General features: G+C 57.4%; 16 protein-coding genes and 2 pseudogenes. 5 read left to right on the top strand and 13 right to left on the bottom strand.

Annotation, left to right across the window (positions count from 1 at the left end):
- Positions 1-383, bottom strand: a 383-nt coding sequence (locus A3M7_RS0133455; RefSeq protein ID WP_027547815.1) for an NAD-dependent epimerase/dehydratase family protein, incomplete at its 3' end; no start/stop codon positions are given.
- Positions 384-786: 403 nt separating this feature from the next.
- Here A3M7_RS0133455 and A3M7_RS0133450 point away from each other — a divergent pair.
- Positions 787-1,032, top strand: coding sequence for a DUF1488 family protein (locus A3M7_RS0133450; protein WP_027547814.1), 246 nt, complete (start codon positions 787-789; stop codon positions 1,030-1,032).
- 872 nt (positions 1,033-1,904) lie between these two features.
- A complete protein-coding gene (locus tag A3M7_RS47525) occupies positions 1,905-2,132 on the top strand; it encodes a cold-shock protein (protein ID WP_027547813.1) in 228 nt (75 codons plus the stop codon).
- 39 nt (positions 2,133-2,171) lie between these two features.
- Here the strand turns inward: A3M7_RS47525 and A3M7_RS0133440 are convergent, their stop codons facing one another.
- From A3M7_RS0133440 to A3M7_RS0133425, 4 genes are all read right to left on the bottom strand, one after another.
- Complete coding sequence (locus A3M7_RS0133440) at positions 2,172-2,957, bottom strand: hypothetical protein (RefSeq protein WP_027547812.1); 786 nt, start codon at positions 2,955-2,957, stop codon at positions 2,172-2,174.
- A 396-nt stretch (positions 2,958-3,353) separates the two neighbouring features.
- Positions 3,354-4,559 carry a glycosyltransferase family 4 protein gene (locus A3M7_RS45370; RefSeq protein WP_049823854.1) on the bottom strand — a complete coding sequence of 402 codons (1,206 nt, stop codon included), beginning with the start codon at positions 4,557-4,559 and terminating at the stop codon, positions 3,354-3,356.
- A 17-nt stretch (positions 4,560-4,576) separates the two neighbouring features.
- On the bottom strand, positions 4,577-5,710 hold the full coding sequence (locus A3M7_RS0133430; RefSeq protein WP_027547811.1) for a radical SAM protein: 1,134 nt from the start codon (positions 5,708-5,710) through the stop codon (positions 4,577-4,579).
- A 1-nt stretch (position 5,711) separates the two neighbouring features.
- Positions 5,712-7,067 (bottom strand): glycosyltransferase family 4 protein, encoded by a 1,356-nt coding sequence (locus tag A3M7_RS0133425; RefSeq protein WP_198033855.1) that lies wholly within the window; start codon positions 7,065-7,067, stop codon positions 5,712-5,714.
- Positions 7,068-7,411: 344 nt separating this feature from the next.
- Between A3M7_RS0133425 and A3M7_RS0133420 the strand changes: the two genes are divergently transcribed.
- Together A3M7_RS0133420 and A3M7_RS0133415 are read left to right on the top strand one after the other, a co-directional pair.
- Positions 7,412-9,553 (top strand): type I secretion system permease/ATPase, encoded by a 2,142-nt coding sequence (locus A3M7_RS0133420; protein ID WP_049823857.1) that lies wholly within the window; start codon positions 7,412-7,414, stop codon positions 9,551-9,553.
- A 69-nt stretch (positions 9,554-9,622) separates the two neighbouring features.
- Positions 9,623-11,656: an HlyD family type I secretion periplasmic adaptor subunit gene (locus A3M7_RS0133415; protein ID WP_156937054.1), complete on the top strand. Its 2,034-nt coding sequence runs from the start codon at positions 9,623-9,625 to the stop codon at positions 11,654-11,656.
- Between the two features lie 47 nt (positions 11,657-11,703).
- Here the strand turns inward: A3M7_RS0133415 and A3M7_RS45365 are convergent, their stop codons facing one another.
- From A3M7_RS45365 to A3M7_RS0133390, 5 genes are all read right to left on the bottom strand, one after another.
- Positions 11,704-12,078 carry a hypothetical protein gene (locus A3M7_RS45365; RefSeq protein WP_063629481.1) on the bottom strand — a complete coding sequence of 125 codons (375 nt, stop codon included), beginning with the start codon at positions 12,076-12,078 and terminating at the stop codon, positions 11,704-11,706.
- A gap of 130 nt (positions 12,079-12,208) precedes the next feature.
- Positions 12,209-13,570, bottom strand: a complete 1,362-nt coding sequence (locus A3M7_RS0133405) for a DUF4910 domain-containing protein (protein WP_027547807.1) — start codon at positions 13,568-13,570, stop codon at positions 12,209-12,211.
- Positions 13,571-13,599: 29 nt separating this feature from the next.
- Positions 13,600-14,835 carry a class I SAM-dependent methyltransferase gene (locus tag A3M7_RS0133400; protein WP_027547806.1) on the bottom strand — a complete coding sequence of 412 codons (1,236 nt, stop codon included), beginning with the start codon at positions 14,833-14,835 and terminating at the stop codon, positions 13,600-13,602.
- Positions 14,836-15,005: 170 nt separating this feature from the next.
- On the bottom strand, positions 15,006-15,587 hold the full coding sequence (locus A3M7_RS45360; RefSeq protein WP_049823850.1) for a dTDP-4-dehydrorhamnose 3,5-epimerase family protein: 582 nt from the start codon (positions 15,585-15,587) through the stop codon (positions 15,006-15,008).
- Positions 15,588-15,617: 30 nt separating this feature from the next.
- Positions 15,618-15,800 (bottom strand): hypothetical protein, encoded by a 183-nt coding sequence (locus A3M7_RS0133390; RefSeq protein ID WP_027547805.1) that lies wholly within the window; start codon positions 15,798-15,800, stop codon positions 15,618-15,620.
- Positions 15,801-16,160: 360 nt separating this feature from the next.
- Here A3M7_RS0133390 and A3M7_RS45355 point away from each other — a divergent pair, with 360 nt between their 5' ends.
- Positions 16,161-17,570 carry a glutamate-1-semialdehyde 2,1-aminomutase gene (locus A3M7_RS45355; RefSeq protein ID WP_049823849.1) on the top strand — a complete coding sequence of 470 codons (1,410 nt, stop codon included), beginning with the start codon at positions 16,161-16,163 and terminating at the stop codon, positions 17,568-17,570.
- Positions 17,571-17,699: 129 nt separating this feature from the next.
- On the opposite strand, the gene A3M7_RS50800 is transcribed toward A3M7_RS45355, so the two are convergent.
- From A3M7_RS50800 to A3M7_RS51375, 3 genes and pseudogenes are all read right to left on the bottom strand, one after another.
- A complete protein-coding gene (locus A3M7_RS50800) occupies positions 17,700-17,972 on the bottom strand; it encodes a helix-turn-helix domain-containing protein (protein ID WP_245284373.1) in 273 nt (90 codons plus the stop codon).
- A 96-nt stretch (positions 17,973-18,068) separates the two neighbouring features.
- Positions 18,069-18,362: pseudogene (locus A3M7_RS51380) on the bottom strand (hypothetical protein); the annotation flags it as partial.
- 353 nt (positions 18,363-18,715) lie between these two features.
- Positions 18,716-18,984, bottom strand: a pseudogene (locus A3M7_RS51375) (transposase); the annotation flags it as partial.
- Positions 18,985-19,097 lie beyond the last annotated feature (113 nt).

Genomic DNA, 19,097 nt, shown 5'->3' with positions numbered 1-19,097 from the left:
GAATCGGCATTGCCGTAGACGGCGCCGGTCGAGGAGAACACGATGCGATGGCAATCTGCGTTGCGCATTGCCTGGAGCAGCGACAGCGTGCCCTGCAAATTGTTGATGTAGTACTTCTGCGGGTCGGTCATGGATTCGCCGACGAGGCTCGCCGCCGCGAAATGCATCACCGCCGTGATCTTGTNATCGGCGAAGGCGCGCGCCAGCGCTGCGCCGTCGAGAAGGTCGCCGGTCACCAGGGGGCCGGCAACGAAGCTGCGATGACCTGTCGAGAGATTGTCATAAACGACGGGCTGATAGCCGGCGGCGGCCAGGGCGCGGCAGGCATGCGAGCCAATATAGCCCGCACCCCCTGTGACGAGGACGGTCGGTCGGTCGGTCATAGTTGCTACCCCGAAACGAAGTCACTAATCGCCCAATCAATCGTCGACAGCATAAACTCTGCGCAGAGCGCAAGCAGAGCGAGCTTCAACCATCCAGGATCCTTTGCGGCGCAATCGAGCGCGACGCTGGTTCGGACAAGCGGACCAGAGACAGCCATTGCGGAGAGTCGATAGCGAACTCGTTTGGCATGAGACGATTTGATGCCCGGGGCCGGTCCCACAACTTGACCGTGATCAGATTCAACATTGCTTTATTTCCCTAGCTTCCATCTCGCGCAAGGCAGTCTTCGCCGGCATAGGGCGTAGTGCAAAAGCAACTCCTGAGCCCCCGGAGCAAACGGCGACGAAGAGTTCACAACGGAGATCCGCTGCGATGCCCCTTCGACATGACCCTTCCGGAGAGATGACCGTTGTTGACCAACATTCAGGCATCCTGTTCGCGATGTTTGACGGTCCCAAACGAGTGATCTGCAAAGTTGATTGGGACGCTCTTATTGATCGCGCAGCGGTCGATGGCGCCGATGAAATGGACATTCGCGCGACCTTTCATCGGCATCGCGAGGCCATCCAGGCTATAGCCAGCCAGAACTATGATGCGGGGCAAGCAAGCCCGATTGTCACGACTTACCAGCTCACCCCGCTTCCCTGACCCTCGAGACCGTTGCCTCTTCGTAACCGCCTGAAAAGGAGCGCCATAGTGTTGGCCCCGCACACCACCAAGCGAAAGGTTGCTCCGCCATGGAGTCATCACGAAATCGAGCAGGTACGGTTCCTCATTTTAGAGGGAAAGAGCTTGCACGCCGTCTCACGACGCCTTGGAAGAACACCACAAGCTGTGAGAAAGATCGTTAGCAGGCTAAAGCTCCCACTCCGGCTTGTCGATCTGACGAGGTGAATCGGCTTCAATCTCCGGCACTCGACTGACGTCATCTCACGCGGACGGTCGGAGAATATCAGACATACTTGTCAAACTTGCGCCTCCCGACGAGACCAAGGCAGGCGCCTGCTCTGCTCATCCCTCTCCGTCGCGGATCGCTTTCGCCCCAGACCCTAGCCGGTTGTCGCGAAAGGGGTGCGTTGCGCGACATTTCATACTGCCGTAGCTCTTTTTGAGTTTAACTGGGCTTTCAGATCGCGATCACTTTGCCACTGCGTCTTTGCAACTAATAGCAAGATGCCGCATATTCTATTCCAGGTCGATCGACGGAGGCATTTCGAGAGGCGCTTGCGCCTACAACACATGCAAAGCAGCAAGCGCATCTGCAAATAAACGCGGCATATTGCTTATTTGCGCAGCAAGAATTAACGAGTCTATTGTGAGGATGTGAGCTTTGGACGGCGAGTTCCGATTTATGCGCGGCATATCGCAGCGCCGGTCAGTCTGGATGAACGAAACTCGACCCTCACCGGACCAAGGGGTAACAGGGGTTTGAGCAAAAAGAAGTCATTCTACGCCCGATGTGAACTTGCTACGCTTTCAATCTTTACGTCGGACTAGATCATGCGGATGCCGGAGGAACTTTGGCTAACGGATTCGTAGTCTGGTTCAATAAGTTTAAGGGTTACGGCTTCATAAGGCCCGACGGCGGAGGCAAGGATGTATTCGTTCATATGTCCGCCGTCGAGGAAGCCGGCATTTCGACGTTGATTCAAGGGCAAAGAGTGAGCTACGAGCTCGCTTCCGTTGCAGGCAAGGTAACAGCCAGTCAGCTGCGAGTCGGCACCCAGGAATCAAAATCTGCAGGATGAATGGATATTTCGTGTCGCCGACAGTTCAAAATCTTCGTCTCAGATTCGGCGATACCGGAGTTCGAGGTTCTCGACCATGTCGTTGTAACGACCAATAAGGTCTATCAGCTCGCCACCATGATCCGACAAAAAACCAGCGATGCTGGAACTAACGATTTGTACAGTCGCGTCGATCTCTTCCAATAGCTCGCGCCGCGCAGCGTCACAGTACTCCGCAATGAGTGCGTCAGCGATCGACAACTCGCTTGCTATCCTCATGGTCTTGAACGTTGGCGCTTCGTGCTGCGGCACAACTTCGAACCAGCGATCTACCCGCGTGTTCCGCTCGCCCGCCCTCGTTCGAGGAGAGCCATCAGCAACTGCTCTTTCGACATCGACAGAAAGCAACTCTAGCGTTTCGTTGTGAAGGCGATCGAGCTCAGTCATGGAATGATCAAACATGCTGCTCAGCTGTGCGAGCTGTAGCCACGCGAGTCTCAAATGTTGATACGGCGACAATCGGTCTTGGTTCCAAGGATAGCTGCCGGCAACAATGCGACAAACAATCAGATCGCCGTATACGGTCCGCAGCTTAAGAAGCGCAGCAAGCTCCGCTTTCAGGCGCTGATGAATGGCCGATATCGCTCCTGTCATCCGCTCCGGCACGAACTCGAATGACGGATCGGACAAGCGCACTAAATTTCCACCGGCCAGTTCGATGATCGAAACAATCCGCTCGTCAATCTCACCGGTCGTTAGCTCATCCACCCTGCTCATTCTCACATAATCCAGCAACGCCCGGCGCTTCGACACCTGGCCAGCTTCGTCGGGCTTGCGAATCCCCACCCCGAAGCCTTTCAGGGTTCAGCCGCTTTCGGAAGCCCCAATCTATGTTCATTATCTAGGCAATGGGAGGGGACTCGAGCTAGTGCTGGCGGATAGTTTAGCCCACCGATAGGATCCAGTCACAAAAGCCCGTGACTCGCCAGGATTTCGATCGCTGGCTGCAGACTTTGGACGCCACGCCCATCGACCATGGCCGGCGCTATCGCCAACCTTAGCGGGACGACCACAAAAGCTGAGATCTCAGCACTGGGAACCGGGGACGCCCGACCTGAAATCAGGCTCCGAGCCACAATCCTCGGTGCCGCCAGCCCGGGCGCGGCATCGCTTCAACCCGATCAACGCATGAGGCGCGCCAATATGCTGCCAGACTTTGTCGTCGAAAGCGCTGGCAATGCCTCAATGGTTGGCTGGTCTGCCGTATGCCGATTGTTGCGACCTTGCGCTGGCGCCCCAGCTTGCGCGTGATAGATTGCCTTGCTGCAGTGTCCGGCCGAGCAGGTCATCATAGATATCCGACGTTCTCGATGCGATATCGGACCAATCGTACCGCAAGGCGCTTTCGCGACGTACTATTTCGCGCTCAGACGCGCTCAGACGCGTCTTCGTCAGCATCAACAGCTTCGCACCCAACTCCTCACAATCACCGACATGGAAAATGTGTTCGGGATCACCCACCACCTCCAGATTAGGTGCGATATCGCTTACCAGCACCGGCAATCCATAGCTAAGCGCTTCAAGCAGCACGATCGGCAGCCCCTCATGGGACGACGGCAAAACAAACAGTGCCGCGTGGGCGTAGAGTTGTCGCAGCCCATCGCCGGTCTGAAACCCGGCCATGACAACGTTCTGGTGGCCTGCCGCTTCTCTCACCAGCTGATCCGCGTACTCATTCTGGTGGTCGATCTTTCCAACTATGGCGAGCTTCCATCCCGGCATTGCCGTAGCCAGGAATGCGCGCAAAAGATCGAGCTGCCGCTTCTCAGGAACAAGCCGGCCGACCGTCAATACGTATCGTCCTGGCTCCAATCCCAACCCGACCACCTGTTCGCTTTGCTGCGGCAAGTCCGAGAACACCACGCCATTCGGCACCACCTCGCAGGGTTTGCCATATTTGGAAGTGACGAGGTCGCCTATGCTGCGACTGACCGCAATGCGCTTGCTAGCATAGCGCATTCCGACAGCTTCGCCGGTCCTCAGGACCATACGCGCCGCCCAGCCCCATTTTTCCCTATTATAGTCCTCACCATGATGCGTGACGACGACCCGCAGGCCGACAGCACGAAGTAACGGCGTTACAATTGCAGGACCTATACCGTGAATGTGCACCAACGCCGGCCGCCGCACCATTGCGACAATTGCGCAGACTACGGAATGCAGCAGAGTCTCCAGATACTTGTTACTTAGAGTCCACAGTCGCAGTACCCGCACCCCCCTCCAGACTTTGGGGACATTCGAGGTGACGTAAGGAGACCGCATGCAGACGGTAACCCCCCTGCCTAGCTCGACCAACCTTGGTGCGAGATTCTCTGCATGCGTCTCGATACCACCCTGAATTTGAGGGAAGCCACGGAAGCCGAACATGTAGATCTCACGCCTTCTCATCTGGACTTCCTCCCAATCTAATTGTTCATAAATGTTCGCAACGGGTAATGCTCGTCCGGGGTTATGCGGCCCTTGACCAGCCGGGCCTTGACATTCTTGTTCAAGAACGACGTTCGCTCGACGTGCGGCGATGGACGCACGTCGGAATAATTAATATAGCTGTCAAAGCATATGCTCTTGCCGATCGAGACCTTGAGCTTGTTCTTGATGACCCATAACAACGGCTCGCCTTTCGGAAGCTGAGGGACCAAGTTGGACCGCATCGCGGTCCGCGCGGTCGTCACCATCCAGCAGTTCTGTCCACAGCTCGCGACCTTCTTCCGTGTCTGCTGGGCGGCCTCGCTATTCATGATCTCGTTCCATGATTCCCGCGCAAGATTTCCCATGGGGAGATCCGAGCGGACGTTGCAGGCCCATACGTCCGACCACGGGTCGATGAAGGCAAAATCCCTACCCGCACTGCACGGGATCAACCGATCATGACCGAGAATCTTCTCGATCAGGCCAAGGTTCAGGTAGGCCCGAAACCAGTTCTTTGGCTTCGGACTGCGCAGCAACGCCGAAATAAGCCCCTCAACTTTCCGCGCGACTGCCTTCCGATCATAGAAGTAATTGTCGTTCTTGTAGAACTGCCACGCATTGTGAAGCGTGGAAGTTGCCAGCTCGAATCCCTCCTTGCGAGCGAACTCGTAGACATTGACGAGCTGATCGACGTTTTCGTCCTGGATGACCATCGCGAAGCCAAGGTCGGTGCCGCCGGCTTCGCGCAGCATACGAAGTCCCGCGATCTTGGTGCTGTAACCGTCCTTCTCGCCGCGAATTCTGTCGCTGGTCTCCTGATCGCCCTCGAGCGAAAAGCGTACCTTGATGTTGGGGTGTTTCTTGATGATCGGAACGAGGCGCTCCGGATGCAGCCCGTTCGACGATATTTCCGTCACTCTTGCCTTCGGATAGAGAAGATCGATCATCTCTCCGAGGTCTTTGCGAAGCGTCGGCTCTCCACCCGAAACATTCAGATTGTCGAAGCCGGATGGAAGCTTCGACAACGTAGCCAGCGACACCTCTTCCTTTGGCTCGGTCGGATTCTGCCATATGTAACACATCTGACATTTGGAGTTGCAGCGGAACGTGGAAATGACGGTAAGGTCCATTTTATGATCCAACTTTCCTGTGTAAGCCGACTGATGCAATCAGATCCTCGTATAACGAGAGTAACGTCGCACCGTGTTCCGCAAGCGAGTACTCGTTCTCGACGGTCTTGCGTGCGTTGCGACCGAACACCTCGCGACGACTGCGATCGACGAGAAGAGTTCTGACTTTTTCGGAGAGTTGAACAACGTCGCCAGGGTCAAACAACAGACCTGTCGTCCCGTCTCTGACCAACTCGGGAATTCCGCCAATGCGGGAAGCGACGATCGGCTTACCATGCGCCATCGCCTCAAGGATCGATAGAGGACTGTTTTCGTGCCACACCGAGGGCACGATAATCAAACCCGCCTCCCTGATTGTGCGCTCGAGGTCGATGCCTGTGAGATGCCCTCTGAACTCCGCCGCGGGGTATTTCCGCCGAAGCTCATCGAAAAGCGGTCCAGTGCCAGCGATCACCAGCCGCCAGGCTCCTTGGGCTGTCGCATGAGCTTTAAGGAGATCCTCAACGCCTTTTTCAGGCGACAAGCGCCCGAAATACAGTGCGTATCCGTCATCTCCGACAGAGGTATCGATACGCGATGCGTCTATCCCGTTCGGAATATGAACCACCTTATCGGCACCGAACCGACGGACAATGGCCTCATACATGAACTTGCTCGGCGCAATGAATTTTCCGACGCGGTGATAGCTTCCCAGCAGCGCGTGATAGCGCGCCTCCGCCCAAAGCAAGGCGCTGCGCCCAAGAGAGCCGTCGGCGCAGCGGCGAGCGAGAATTGTCTCAAAGGCGCCGTCCCCGCATCTCGTACACACCTGTCCGTTGCTAAGCTGCGTATAGACGGGACACACCGGTTTGTAGTCGTGAAGCGTGAGAACGACGGGAACCCCCATTTCCGCTGCTGCGGTGACGATCGAGGGAGTGAGCTGGTGATAGATATTGTGACAGTGCAGTATGTCCGGCTTCTCATCTCGGATGAGGCGCGTAATTTGCGAGACAGCTTCGCATGAATGAATAAAGGATAATGCCGATCTCAGCTTTTCGCGTCTTGATGATGCGCGATACGATTTCTGCGAAACGAAGTACGATTGGAAGCGTGATGGAATATTTCGATCGTCATTCATGGAGAATTCGACGACGTCAACATTCCACCTGCGCATCAACTCCATCTCGTCGAACATCACGACTTCGGAGCCGCCGTTACGAAAGAAGAACTTGTTCGCAAACAACACTTTCAGAGCGTGCCGATCCGATCCATCAAGCCGTTCTCGTCTAGAAGACGGGACATCTTGCTCCGGGCTCAGCCTCGATCGGGCCACCGAAACAGCAACCTCTTCGCTGAAATCGAACGAAGGCTCCGTCATCGCCGCGGTCCTTATCTGGAGACCGAGCCACACTGCGGGGCGGACACTAACGCCTGCAGAACGATGTTCGGTCGGGCGGTGCAAGGCTGATCTTGTCGCAACTACAACCATCAGCAGGATGATAGGCGGCCGCCATGCGCCGATATTGACGGCCGTCAACTCGCCATCGGTGCGCGGCCTAGGATGGGGTGCTGGCCCTCTTCGAGTCGGAATGCCGCCCAATTCTGAGGATACGAGCTGCTTCTAAGGACGCGCTCGGGCGTCAAAACGACATATCTTCATGATCGGCGCGAACTGCATGGTGACTGCCGGATCGCAACTGCTCGATGCAATGCGGAGAGAGGATGCCCGAGCACCTTGAGCCAATTGGCGTAATCCCCGATCAAGGGTTGATCGCGTTGGTCATGATGCTCCGATTTAACGGCCTCGCCATAGATCCTGAGCGCATCCGTCGTCAGTTTGGGACCATCATCAGGGTCGCCGAGGTTCTCCGCTGTGCCAAGGAGCTTGGGCTGAAGGCACGTGTCGTCAGGACCAATTGGTCTAGGCTTTCCGGTCTGCCGATGCCGGCGCTCGCCATCCTTCGGGAGGATAGATTTCTTATCTTCGGAAAGGCCACCGAGGAGCGGGTCATCGCGCTCGAGCCGGGTCGCCCGCAACCGGTCATGATGTCGCGGATGGAACTCGAAGCCGTCTGGGACGGCGCGGTCATTCTGATGACGCGTCGAGCCTCTCTTTCCGATCTGGCGCGGCGTTTCGACATCACGTGGTTTCTCGGCGCAATCAGAAAATACCGGCGATTGCTCCTCGAAGTCCTTGCAGCATCGTTCTGCCTTCAGCTGTTTGCCCTGGTATCGCCGCTCTTCTTCCAGGTGGTTATCGACAAGGTTCTAGTGCATCGCAGCATGAGCACGCTGGACGTACTTGCCATCGGCCTCGTAGCGACCGCGATGTTCGAAACAATCCTTGGAGTTCTACGTACATACCTTTTCTCTCACACCACCAACCGAATCGATGTCGAACTCGGCGCTCGGCTGTTCCGCCACCTGTTGGCGTTGCCGATCGGCTACTTCCAGGCGCGGCGGGTGGGTGACTCTGTCGCGAGGGTCAGGGAACTCGAAAATATCCGCAATTTCGTGACGAGTTCCGCTCTGACCTTGGTCATCGACCTGTCGTTTTCGGTTGTCTTCATTGCAGTGCTGGCCTTCTACTCGCCAACGCTAACCTGGATCGTTCTCGCCTCGCTTCCGGTCTATGTCGCGATTTCTGCCGGAGCGACGCCTCTGTTTCAGCGGCGGCTCGACGAAAAATTCCAGCGGGGTGCGGAGAACCAGGCCTTTCTTGTGGAGAGCGTGACCGCGATGGAAACGCTCAAGGCGATGGCTGTGGAGCCTCAGATGCAACGCCGCTGGGAGCAACAGCTCGCCGGATACGTCGCAGCGAGCTTTCGTGTCATCAGCCTGGCGAACGTGTCCAGCCAATCGGTCCAGCTTGTCAACAAACTGGTCGGCGTCGCCATCCTCTATTTCGGCGCTCGGTTCGTCATCGCTGGCGATCTTACCGTTGGCGAGCTGGTTGCCTTCAATCTGATCTCCGGTCGCATCAGCGCTCCAGTCCTCCGACTAGCCCAGACTTGGCAAGATTTTCACCAAGCCAGACTCTCGATCGCGCGCCTCGGCGACATCCTGAATACAGAGCCGGAGCCTGTTTACAGGCCTGGCAAAATGGCGCTGGCTACGATCCGAGGTGATATTGCGTTCGAACAGGTGACCTTTCGCTATCGCATCGATGGGCCCGAGATCCTTCGAGATGTGCAGCTGCACGTTCCGGCAAGGCAGGTCATTGGAATAGTGGGCTCCTCGGGATCGGGGAAGAGCACTTTGGCCAAACTTGTGCAGCGGCTGTATATCCCCGAGCGAGGCCGGGTTCTGATCGACGGGATCGACGTGACACAGGTAGACCCCGCCTGGCTGCGCAGACAGATCGGTGTAGTTCTCCAGGACAGTGTCCTCTTCAACTGTTCGATCAGGGACAATATCGCCTTCGCGGATCCCGCGACATCGACGGAGCGTGTGGTTGAAGCGGCCACGATGGCCGGTGCACACAATTTCATTCTACAGCTACCGAACGGATACGACACCATAGTCGGCGAACGCGGGAGCAGCCTGTCCGGCGGACAGCGTCAGCGCATTGCGATTGCACGCGCGCTGGTAACCGATCCACGGATCCTGATCTTTGACGAGGCGACCAGCGCACTCGACTACGAGAGTGAGCACATCGTTCAACAGAACATGGCCAAAATCGTGCAGGGCCGTACCGTCCTGATCATTGCGCATCGGCTATCAGCCTTACGAATGGCCGACCGGATCATCACGATTGAAGATGGCCGCCTGGTCGAGGATGGTTCTCATCAAGAGCTGGTCAAGCGCGGAGGACGTTATTCAAAGCTCTTCCGCCTACAGTCGGGCTTCCATGACCTTACATAGACTGTCCTTCGCTTGCGTCGACACCAACAGGCGACACGGTCGAGCTCACGCCGGCATCGACGAGGCCGCATGAGACAGACAACCGCAGAGACGTTCGACGATCCGGGGCTGTTTGTGCTCGACCTCCTGCTCCGATTGCGTGGTGTCGACAGCAGCGTGGATCACATTCGCCAGTTGTCCGGTTACACGCTTATTGGTGTCCCGGAAATGCTCGCTTATGCGAGGGAGCTCAATCTCTCTGCAAGCTGTGTTCTGACCGATTGGGACGGACTATCGGCATCAGCCCTGCCTGGCATCCTCCCGATTCGCAGCGGGAGCTTTCTCCTACTCGGAAAAGTACATGGCCACGAGGCCGTGGTGATGACCGCTGGCGCCGAAAGGCCATCTATCATTTCCAGATACGAGCTTGAGTCCAATTGGGACGGACGGCTCGTCGTGATCGCCCAACGACGCGCCATCATCGCTCGGCTTCTGCGCTTTTCACGATCCTGCCTGGAATTCATTCGGCGTTCAAAGGAGCGCTCCCTGATCGTCGGGGCACGACTGGCTGGTATGTTCTCGTCTCGCGCCGATCGCGCACCTGCAACGTCTGAGCAGCGGCCGGCCGCGCCGACGGAGCCGCCCCGGAATGCGAACAGCGGGAATGCGGTCATTGTTTTCGCGGATCACGCCCGCAAGCTCGGCCGCGCCGTTGTCGGGCTAACGCCTTCCCGCGGGATTCATCCGAGCGAAGCACTCGCTTTCCTCCCCGCAGCGCTCGAAATCATCGAGACCCCTCCTTCGCCGGTTGGACGTACCATCGTCGTCAGCATCACGGCGGGTTTCGTTGTCGCCCTGCTCTGGGCCTGCCTTGGAACCATCGACATTGTTGCTATCGCTCCTGGCAAGATCATCCCGAGCGACCGAACCAAGACCATCCAGCCCTTCGAGACCGCCGTTGTTCGCGCGATCTACGTTCACGACGGCCAAACCGTCAGAGCCGGTGAACGCCTGATTGATCTGGATGCGACCATTTCGGCTGCAGAGCTGAACCACCTCAAGAGCGATCTGATGAGTGCGCAGCTCGACGCCGCCCGCTTGACGGCGTTACTGTCAAATAAGCCTAATCTCGCTTCGGCGTTTAACCCGCCCCCAGCCGCCACACCTACTCTGATCGAGATGCATCGTCGCTTTCTCGTCAGCCAAGCCACCGAGCAGGCTGCCAAACTCGCTGCAATTGACCGCCAAATCTCACAAAAGGAGGCAGAGCGAGCCACTTCGAAGGCGTCGATGGATAAGCTGAAAGCCACAATTGGCCCGCTCCAGCAGCGCGTCGAGATACGCGAGCAGCTGTACCAGAAAGAACTCGGTTCCAAGCTGCAATACTTGGCCGACTACCAAGAGCTACTCGGTCAGCGACAGGAGATACTCGTTCAGCAAAGCCGTTTTGGCGAAGCAGATGCCGCCATCGCGGTTCTGGTGGAGAACCGCAACAAGGCTATCGCCGAATACGAACGAACGTTGCTCGAGGAACTCGCCAAGGCGGAACAGAAGGCTGCCGGTCTAAGCCAGGACGTCATCAAAGCCGAACGGCACACCGGCCTGCAAAACCTGACTGCGCCAATCGATGGCGTCGTACAGCAACTCGCGGTTCATACCGTCGGGGGTGTCGTCACGCCGGCGCAACCAATCATGATGATCGTTCCAATCGATAGCAATCTCGAAGTCGAGGCCATGATCTCGAATCAGGATATCGGCTTCGTCGAGGCAGGCCAGGACGCCGCCATCAAGATCGATACCTTCAATTTCACCCGGTACGGACTGCTACATGGCAAGGTGATCAACATCTCCCAGGATGCTATTCCCCGGAACAAGCCACCAGAGAACGGCAGCACCAGGTCTCTCGGCGCCGGGACAACAAGCAGCGAACCCGATGGACAGGAGCTTGTCTACGCAGCGCGAGTGTCGCTCGACCGCAGCTACATGAACATCGAGAACAAGCGCGTCAGCCTTTCTCCCGGTATGGCCGCCACCGTCGAGATCAAGTCCGGATCACGCAGCGTCATTAGCTATCTCTTATCCCCGATCATGCGGTATAAGCAGGAAAGCTTGCGGGAACGGTAGCGCGCGAGCAACTACGCAAGGGCATTCGCCACGAATACCACGCGCTGTTACCGATGACGTTTCGCGGATGGCGAAGTCAGGATATCGATCAGATGCCGCCAGATCGGAGCTAAACGGCCGGCGCCGACCCCGCAGGCTCCTCCGATGACCTTCACTGCGGCGTCGAGAATCCGACCATGCCGATCTGGCGTTAGCAACTGCATGCCTTCGAGAGCAAGCGCGCTGAGGATCACCATGGCAAGAACAGCCAACGTGCGACGTGTTATGCCGAACGCAAACGCAAAGCCCATTACAGCGAAGGCAGCGAAGTGCTCCAGTTGAAGGCCAGCCAACCTCGGACGACCTTGAATTGGTGTCAGCGTTGCGAACGTGATGAACACGAGTACCACCCACCCGACAATGAGCGCCACCCTTTGGATCATGACCTCTCGCTGGTCCGGGAATGCCAAATTCGACGTGCTGGCGAGCCGTTTCCAGCGGACACCATCAACTCGTCGCCCTTCAGCTGTCTCAACCTCTATCGGCCGGCAAACACCACCCGCCCTAACGAAACTAGTTTGTCGGGCCCGGCTCGCTTTGCTTGATGAGACCGGCTCGGCTCAGCGCGGCGGCCGCTTCCTTTATCACCGCCCAGGGCAATTTGGATCGTTCGGCGATGTCGAGCAGTGAAAGATCTCCGTCCGACATGTTCAGGACCCATAGCAGCCCCATCTGGAAATCTCCGGCCGCGAGCCCGCCCAATCCACGGTAAAGGCCATAATTGCCCAATTTTGGCTCGCAGAACGGCCTCTCGTTCCGAAAGCAGGCGTTGTGCTCGATGACGTCGATAGCTGCAATCGCCTTCGTTAGAGTATCGTACAGCGCAGCAGGGCGAACAAAGTCCAGATTATCGGCCGAGCTGTGATACTCCGCGAATCTACCGAAGGGCGTTCGCATCACGGTCCCGATCGGTAGGTTGAAGCCAGGCGAGCAATATTGCCGCTCGTCATAGCCGTAAGGTGAGAACTCCTGAATTTCGTACGGTTCGCCGCTCTGCTCAAGCACATAGGACCAGGCTCGATCGATCTCTGTGTTGCCGCGGCGGCTCCTCTTGTAGGTCATCGCCCCCGAATCGCCGGCGCAGGTCAACACAAATCCATGCTTCACCCGACCGACATGAGCCTCGTTGAGCGCCAACCAGGTGATCGCTCCAATAGTGCCGGGGATGAAGACGAAGCGATAGGTATACCTGAGCTCCATCTTCCGCAGGTGCTGCGCCAGCGCGGTTGCGACCGCGATCCCGGACAGGTTGTCATTGCAGAGCGACGGATGACAGATATGGCAGGAGATCAGCACCTCGTCCGAGGTACGGCCAAGCAGTCTCAGATCGCCGTAAGTCAGATGACCCGGTGCGAGGCTGGTATCGATACAAACCTCGTAGTCGTCCTCCTGCATTGCCAATAGTTCATTGTGCGGCAGACAGAAGCCCCACGTCTTCTGGTAATAGCTTGTCCGATAGGGAATCCAGTCCGGCTTTTCCGGATCCGAGTAGAGGTGAGGCTTAAGCTCGTCGAGCGTCATGTGCGCGCTCACCGGTATGCTGTAGCCAAGGAGGTGCAAGTTCGACTTCCTGAAATCGATCACGCGCTCGCCGGCGCTGTTCTTGACATATGCATCACGCACGTTCCACTCCGGTGGAACGGTCCAATCAAATACCTGCAGACCGGACGGTACTTCGCACGTGGTAAGCGGGACATAGTTTCGGATGAGATCGATCGTCCTTCGGGTTCCATCCCCCGTTATGCTGCGGGAGATGGGATACATATCCGCAATAAACTCGTGGAGAGCCCGTCCCGTCTTGTCCGCCGACAGGTCAACGGCCGCGTCAGTCTCCCTGAGGTCCGCGAGGTCTGCATGCCTTGCAATGTCATCCATGCTCCACGACCCTCCGGTATCCGGTTGGCTCAATCCACGATCCTGGGCTCGGGAATCGGCACCACGAACTGAGCTCCCCAGCTGCGGGCGAATGACAACTGGCTGACGATCTCCCGCTTCAGGTTCCAGGGTAGAATGAGGATGTAGTCCGGCTTTGTCACGTTGATGCGTTCGGGCTCAAGAATTGGAATGTGAGATCCCGGCAACAACGACCCCTGCTTGTGCGGGTTTCGGTCGACCGTATACTCAATGAGGTCCGAGGTAATGCCGCAGTAGTTCAAGAGTGTGTTGCCCTTGGCTGGGGCGCCGTACCCGACAACACGCTTGCCCTGTCGCTTTGCATCCTCAAGAAAGGAAAGAAGCTTTTGCCTGGTTTCCATAGCGCGCTCTTCGAACGCGTCGTAGTGATCAAGGTTGGCATATCCGGCATCGATTTCGCGGCGCCTGAGATCCAGCACCCGATGAGAGATCGGATGCCATCCCTTATTGGCGTGCTGAGCATAGATTCGCAACGAGCCACCATGGGTCGGCAACTCTTCGACATCAAACAATGTCAGGCCGTGAGCCGCAAAGATCTTCTCGACAGCGATAAACGAGAAGTATGAAAAATGCTCGTGATAGATCGTGTCGATCTGGCACTCGTCAAACAGACGCATCAGATGGGGGAACTCCATCGTGATGACCCCCGCGTCGGCGAGAAGAAGGCTCATGCCTTTGACGAAGTCATTCAAATTTGGCACGTGAGCCAGGACATTGTTTCCGATCAACAGATCAGCGCGCAGCCCCTCGCGTCGCAAGGTACGGGCAGCACGTTCGCCGAAGAACTCCACACGAGTCGGAATGCCCTTCGCGCGCGCAACGGCAGCGACGTTCTGAGCCGGCTCGATGCCTAGAACCGGCACATCGGCTTCGACAAAGTACTGCAGCAAATAGCCGTCGTTGCTCGCGATCTCGACGACCTTGCTGTTTGCCCCGAGTGCGAACCTTTCGATGACTCGGGTGACGTAGGACTTAGCATGCTGCAGCCATGAATCGCTGTAGGATGAAAAGTAGGCATAGTCTCCAAAGATATTCTCCGGCGCCTCCCATTCCTCGATCTGGACAAGGAAGCACTCTCCGCAAACGTAAGCCCGCAACGGAAAAAAACGCTCGTCTTGCTTGGCTTTCTCGTTCCGAAGATAGGAGTTTGCCAACGGAGACATTCCGAGATCGATAAACACGCGTTCAAGAGGCGCGCTGCAGAAACGACAACAGCTCAACTCCATTGCATGCGCAGTTGGTGCTTTGACGTTAAGGGTGGATGCCGCTTCTTTCAGCATTTTATGGCTCCTGCCGGGGGCGATCTGTGATGTCACCGACACGCTAGCGTTGGTCGGGGCAGAGCTATTGACGGTCGTCAAGTCACGTTTGCTTTTTGCGAACGTGGGGCCCTCACCTACGACCTCTTGGGGACAGCGATATTCATGCGGGCCTTCAATTCGTCCCCGATATTGCTGTGGGGCTTCCACGTCCTGTCACGATCCGAGAGCACCCGCACCTCTGCCGGCCAGGAAATTCCAAGCGAAGGATCGTCATGCGGCAACCCGCCTTCCGCGCCTGGCGTGTAATAGTTGCTGATTAGATAAATCAGCTCCGTATCGTCAGTGAGCGTGATGAAACCATGCGCGAAGCGCTCCGGTATGTAGAGCCCGCGGCCATTGTCCGCCGAGAGGTTAACGATGACATGTCGCAAGTAGGTCGCCGATTCCGGCCTCAGGTCGACGATCACGTCGGCCACCGCCCCCTTGGTGCATCGGACGTACTTGTTCTCCGTCGCCGGGGGATACTGAAAATGCAGGCCGCGCAGCGTACCGCGTTTTGCGTTGTAGCTGATACTTGCCTGTGCGACGACAGGCTTGAGACCGTGCGCAAGAAATGTGTCGGCGCAGAATACCCGAGCGAAGTATCCCCGGTTGTCCTGATGCCTATCTATCTCCACCGTGTAGGCGCCGGCGAGGATTGTTTCGGAAAATATCATGCGGCAGATGAAATAGCTGGGTTCAGGCGACTAGAGGAACACGACCCGACAGAGTTTGACGGCAAGCCACAGCAGAGCTAGATCCCACGCAACGACGCTGACCAGCGCAAATGCGACACCGAGGACAGGCCAGTCGAGAATTCGGCTCGCCGCTTTCGCGGCCCTGAACTGGGTTGCGTAGGTTGCGGTTCTGAGTTGATCGAATTCAGACATTGCCCAATCCGTGACGTGACCTCAGGACAGCCTAGCCAGAGCTGAATTCGCCAATCTGACAAAGCTCAATAACGGTGGGCTATGCGATGGCAGCGCTCAAACGATGCTGTGGGTAGCGGGGTGCTGCACCCCGCCAGGCCAGCTGCGCCCGCCCCAAAACGGAGATTGTCGAAAGGCCGACTAGCTTTGCGCTCCGCCTGAGCCGAACTGCGGCAATTGGAGAAGATCGCCTGGAATCCTGGTCGCGGCTGCGGCCAAGTTGAGGACTCTCAAATACGTGACATCCTTGTGTCATCAAATGCAGCCGGGCGGCGCGCAACTGCGGTTCTTCGAAAATCGCGCGTTGAGAGGGCTTTGGCAATGAACATTAGGTCAAGTTTTTTCTCGGAAACAAATCTGGACAACTTCGCAACGTCTGGATCGCTGCGATTTCGAGCGCGCGCCGCGATCCCGGGCGGAGCACATACTTACGCGAAGGGCGACGATCAGTACCCCCTCCTCTCGCCAGGCTTCATCGCGAGAGGCTTGGGCTGCCATGTATGGGACGTCGACGGCAACGAGTTCATCGAATACGGAATGGGGCTGCGCGCGGTGTCGCTAGGCCATGGCTTTCCAGCTGTCGTGAAGGCCGCAGTCGGGCAGCTGTCACAAGGCACAAACTTTACGCGGCCCTCGGCACTTGAGGTCGAATGTGCGGAGCGCCTGATCGAGCTCGTCCCCGCCGCCGAAATGGCGAAATTCACCAAGGACGGATCGACGGCCACGACGGCCGCCATCCGGCTTGCCCGAGCTTATACAGGCCGGGACATGATAGCGCTTTGCTCCGATCAGCCCTTCTTCTCTTACGACGACTGGGCGATCTGCACGACACCCATGAACGCCGGCATTCCTCGGGCTATGGCGCAGTTGACACAGGGATTCCGGTACAATGACCTGTCCTCGGCGGAGGCGCTGTTTGCCCGATACCCGGGTCGGGTGGCAGCCCTGATCCTCGAAGCCGAAAAGGAGGTGCCGCCGACGCCGGGATATCTCGCCACACTGCGCAAACTGTGTCATCGGAACGGTGCCCTCTTGATCATCGACGAGATGATCACTGGCTTTCGATGGCCGGAGTGCTCCGCCCAACGTCACCATGGAATTGAGGCCGACCTATCGACCTTCGGCAAGGCGATGGGCAACGGCATCGCAATTTCTGCGCTGCTCGGCAGACGTGAAATCATGGAGCTGGGCGGCCTTAATCACGATCGCGATCGCGTCTTCCTGCTTTCGACGACGCATGGTGCCGAGACTCACGCTTTGGCTGCGGCCCTGGCCGTCATGAACACCTATCGTGACGAACCAGTCATCGAGACGCTCCACCGCCAAGGAAGTCGCCTGAAGGCCGGCATCGAAAACTCCACGCAGCGCCGCGGACTATCCCGCTATTTCAAACTCGCCGGCCGGACGTCCAATATGGTCTATGCTTGTTGTGATCGTGACGGAGTGCCATCACAGACCTTCCGCACATTGTTTCTCCAGGAGACAATCCGCCGCGGCTTGCTAGCGCCCTCACTGGTCACAAGCTATTCGCACAGTAACGATGATATCGACCGAACCATCGAGGCCATCGACGGCGCACTCGCCGTATATCAGAAGGCGTTGGAGGACGGGCCGGAAGCCCATCTGATTGGCAGACCGGTCGCACCGGTGTTCCGTCGACGGGCCACTTCGACTTCGGCCGGAACGTCGAGAACGAAAGTTCGTGGTTCAAGCGATGCGAAAGCCAGTTAATCGATCAAAGCCTAGCGCGCGGCGGGTTGTATTTGTGATAGCCTCAATCTAATCACGTTCGGCATCCGAGGATAACCCGCCGCGAACCACAAAGAACAGTCGCGGCGAGACGTCACAACACGAAACGGTTTAATCAACGGCTCGCCCGTTGGAAATCCTCGCGAGCCCCTCAAGATCGGTGAACTTGATCGTCTTGCGATTGGGAAGGTCGATGACCTTCTTCGCCTTGAACTCGGCCAGGGTACGACAAACCGTTTCGAGCGACGTCCCAACGTGATCGGCGATATCAGCCCGCGGTAACTGAAGTCGGAGCGCGCCAGGACGTTTGGGGTCCGCAGGCAAGTGTGGCCGAATGCGCAACAAGAGCCAGGCGATGCGCGCCACGCAGTTCTTCTGGCTCATGGTCATCACCAAGGTGAGGGTATCTGCCAGCACCTGGTGAGCCCCACAGGGCTCATCGCTCCGGCACACCCCAGAGGTCCTCGATCGGATAACGCGACAATCTGTCACGGCCTCTGCAGTAAACTGCTGATGGGTTGAATGGGTCGGCATAACGACATCGCCGGGCCAGTAGAAAGCAAGTATCTGGCGATTTCCGTTCTCAAGAAGGCGGACTGCCCGCACGACCCCCTCAACGATCTCGATCTTCTGAGCTTCTTCCTCTCCTTCCCAAAAGAGAGCCCTGCAGCGAGGCACGAAGGACGTAGACGGGCGTCGAAAATCGGGAACGTTGGTCGATCTATGAACTTGCGAAGAAAGTTTACCCTGGAGTAAAGCGGATTCTGTAAGCATTTGAATTCACCTCAATACGTAACCCAATACGTTGAAGTGTAGGCGGACCTAATCCGAAGGATATTCAGGCTAAAGCGTTAGGATTCTACGGGTTCCGTATAAGCCGGTTGGCCTAATCCGTCGGGCGAAAAAACTATTCGCTGCCTATGCCGCGCTCAAAAGAGCAAAAAGCTCGTGCAAGCTTGCAGTGAAGGTGCTCACGCGCGTATCACCTGTGCCCAATTACACAGCGCCTTCTGTCGGATCGATTTTTCGGAAGAGTTGCGGTTGAGGAGCGCAATTGCCCTTGCTGCACGATTTCATCCGAAGCGACGAGCCTCCACGAGGCTTCCACAATTCCCATGGCAACCAGTCGCGTGCGCCAGAGCGTTGCGCATGAGGTTGACGCGGCAACGCTGCCAGCTGGCGTTGAGAACCTTGTCCTCGTTGGGGGGAGACGACGCCGCGAAGGCCGCGTCGACCTCGAGGAGACGAATATCCGTTGCAGAGAACCTCGCGCCGGCCATCGCCGTTGACGCCGACGGCGACGATCGCCGCGACCGGGACGATGCATCCCTGCTGGCTCACCCTTCACTTAGGTGGCGTCGATCCACAGATATAGCCAGTCGCCTTCGATCGGACGATAAGGCTTTCACCTTGTTCGTCCACGAGCGTGCGGAGCTTCATGATATCGTCGATCATCGGTGGTTCCTCAGTTGCGTTGGCGTGTCGCAACCCAATCCTACCGGCGACTCT

This window comes from Bradyrhizobium sp. WSM2254 (assembly GCF_000472645.1).
GTDB classification, from domain to species: Bacteria; Pseudomonadota; Alphaproteobacteria; order Rhizobiales; family Xanthobacteraceae; genus Bradyrhizobium; species Bradyrhizobium niftali.
This window is presented reverse-complemented; position numbering and strand designations above follow the sequence as displayed.

What these genes read in the sequence shown, in the direction of transcription:
- A3M7_RS50800 (WP_245284373.1), bottom strand. Translation starts at nt 17,972, where the DNA reads ATGAGCCAGAAGAACTGCGTGGCGCGCATCGCCTGGCTCTTGTTGCGC.
- A3M7_RS0133415 (WP_156937054.1), top strand. Translation starts at nt 9,623, where the DNA reads ATGAGACAGACAACCGCAGAGACGTTCGACGATCCGGGGCTGTTTGTG.
- A3M7_RS45365 (WP_063629481.1), bottom strand. Translation starts at nt 12,078, where the DNA reads ATGATCCAAAGGGTGGCGCTCATTGTCGGGTGGGTGGTACTCGTGTTC.
- A3M7_RS45370 (WP_049823854.1), bottom strand. Translation starts at nt 4,559, where the DNA reads ATGAGAAGGCGTGAGATCTACATGTTCGGCTTCCGTGGCTTCCCTCAA.
- A3M7_RS0133430 (WP_027547811.1), bottom strand. Translation starts at nt 5,710, where the DNA reads ATGGACCTTACCGTCATTTCCACGTTCCGCTGCAACTCCAAATGTCAG.
- A3M7_RS0133405 (WP_027547807.1), bottom strand. Translation starts at nt 13,570, where the DNA reads ATGGATGACATTGCAAGGCATGCAGACCTCGCGGACCTCAGGGAGACT.
- A3M7_RS0133450 (WP_027547814.1), top strand. Translation starts at nt 787, where the DNA reads ATGACCGTTGTTGACCAACATTCAGGCATCCTGTTCGCGATGTTTGAC.
- A3M7_RS45355 (WP_049823849.1), top strand. Translation starts at nt 16,161, where the DNA reads ATGAACATTAGGTCAAGTTTTTTCTCGGAAACAAATCTGGACAACTTC.
- A3M7_RS0133390 (WP_027547805.1), bottom strand. Translation starts at nt 15,800, where the DNA reads ATGTCTGAATTCGATCAACTCAGAACCGCAACCTACGCAACCCAGTTC.
- A3M7_RS0133420 (WP_049823857.1), top strand. Translation starts at nt 7,412, where the DNA reads ATGCCCGAGCACCTTGAGCCAATTGGCGTAATCCCCGATCAAGGGTTG.
- A3M7_RS0133400 (WP_027547806.1), bottom strand. Translation starts at nt 14,835, where the DNA reads ATGGAGTTGAGCTGTTGTCGTTTCTGCAGCGCGCCTCTTGAACGCGTG.
- A3M7_RS0133425 (WP_198033855.1), bottom strand. Translation starts at nt 7,067, where the DNA reads ATGACGGAGCCTTCGTTCGATTTCAGCGAAGAGGTTGCTGTTTCGGTG.
- A3M7_RS45360 (WP_049823850.1), bottom strand. Translation starts at nt 15,587, where the DNA reads ATGATATTTTCCGAAACAATCCTCGCCGGCGCCTACACGGTGGAGATA.